General features: G+C 71.2%; 1 protein-coding gene. It reads left to right on the top strand.

Going from position 1 to position 1,802, the window contains the following annotated elements:
- Window positions 1-228 precede the first annotated feature (228 nt).
- Window positions 229-1,524, top strand: a complete 1,296-nt coding sequence (locus ACFXBC_RS31455; RefSeq protein ID WP_385032191.1) for a class I SAM-dependent methyltransferase — start codon at window positions 229-231, stop codon at window positions 1,522-1,524.
- Window positions 1,525-1,802 lie beyond the last annotated feature (278 nt).

Below are 1,802 nucleotides of genomic sequence, written 5' to 3'. Positions count from 1 at the left end.
ACCCCAACCCCCACTCAACTCCAGAGCTCTCGCCCCCTCTGGTGATCTCGCTCCGGGGTCCGCCCCCCGCCTCTCTGTGGGGGCCCCCCCCCCTCGGCGTACCTGGACAGATGTACATGTATCCACCACGGATTTTACGCTCCTGTTATGTGGTATTGGGACTGTGGCGGCGGGTGTTCGGTGTTTACCTACTGCTGAGCCTTTTCCATCTGTACGGAGGTGTGCGCCATGGCCGACGCCGCGCTGCGGCTGACCACTCTCGCCGAGGAGCTGCTGGGAGCCCCGCTCCCGGTCCGCATCCGGGCCTGGGACGGAAGCGAGTCGGGTCCGCCGGGAACGCCCGTCCTGGTGATCCGTCACCGGCGGGCTCTGCGGCGGCTGTTGTGGAAACCGGGGGAGCTGGGCCTGGCCCGCGCCTGGGTCGCCGGTGAGATCGACGTGGACGGCGACCTGTACGCGGCGCTCGATCTGCTCGCCGGACTCATCTGGGAGCGCGACGACCCGGCGGAGTTGAAGAAGGCGCGCCTCCCGCTCCTCGACCCGAAGCTGCGGGCCGCGGCCCGCGGGCTCCTGGACATCGGCGGGATCCTGCCCCCACCGCCCCCGCCCGCGGAGGAGATCAGACGCCGCCGCGGCACGGTCCACACCAAGCGCCGCGACAAGCAGGCCATCAGCCACCACTACGACGTGGGCAACGACTTCTACGAGCTGGTGCTCGGGCCTTCCATGGTCTACTCCTGCGCCTACTGGGCCGAGGACTCCACGCTGGAGACCGCCCAGCGCGACAAGCTCGACCTGGTCTGCCGCAAGCTCGCGCTCAAGGAGGGCGTGCGGCTGCTCGACGTCGGCTGCGGATGGGGTTCGATGGCGATCCACGCCGCCCGTGAGTACGGGGCGCGGGTCACCGGTGTCACCCTCTCCCGCGAGCAGGCCGCGTACGCGCGCAAGCGCATCGCCGAGGAGGGCCTGACCGACCGTATCGAGATCCAGGTCCAGGACTACCGGGACGTCAAGGACGGCCCGTACGACGCGATTTCGTCGATCGGGATGGCCGAACACGTCGGCTCGGTGCGCTACCGGGAGTACGCGGACGATCTGTACGCGCTCCTCAAGCCGGGCGGCCGGCTGCTCAACCACCAGATCGCCCGCCGCCCCGAGCGCGACGAATCGGCGTACGAGATCGACGCGTTCATCGACGCCTATGTCTTCCCGGACGGCGAACTGTCGCCGCTCGGCCGGACCGTGGAACTCCTGGAGGAGGCCGGCTTCGAGGCCCGGGACGTCGAGACGCTCCGCGAGCACTACGCGCTGACGCTGCGGGAGTGGGTGGCCAATCTGGAGGCGCGCTGGGCGGAGGCGGTCCGGCTGACGAGTCCGGGCCGGGCCCGGGTCTGGCGGCTCTACATGGCCGCGTCGGCGCTCGCCTTCGAGAACAACCGGATCGGCGTCAACCAGGTGCTGGCCGTGAAGACCCCGGACGGCGGGGCGTCGGGGCTGCCGCGCCGGGCCCGCGACTGGCGCTGACCGGCCGGGAGACGCACGGCGGGGCACGGTACGTACGGCATGACGCGGTATGTACGGAAGGGCGGCGGTACGGAGGCGCACGACCCGTACGGTACGGCCGCTCCACGCATCACATGCATGGCGCTCCACGCACCACACGGCGTTCCACGCGCCGCACCGGGCAGCACGCACCGGACCGCACGGGAGAGTACGCACCGCACCGAGCAGCACGGGAGGGCGCGCGCCAGCGGGGGGTTCCGGGGCGCCGGGCGGGGGTGGAGTTTGGGGTGGCGGCGGCC

The sequence above is a fragment of the Streptomyces sp. NPDC059398 genome (assembly GCF_042751845.1).
Classification (GTDB): Bacteria; Actinomycetota; Actinomycetes; order Streptomycetales; family Streptomycetaceae; genus Streptomyces.
This window is presented reverse-complemented; position numbering and strand designations above follow the sequence as displayed.

Bases quoted from the DNA above. Each gene is read 5' to 3' on its own strand.
- ACFXBC_RS31455 (WP_385032191.1), top strand. From the start codon at position 229: ATGGCCGACGCCGCGCTGCGGCTGACCACTCTCGCCGAGGAGCTGCTG.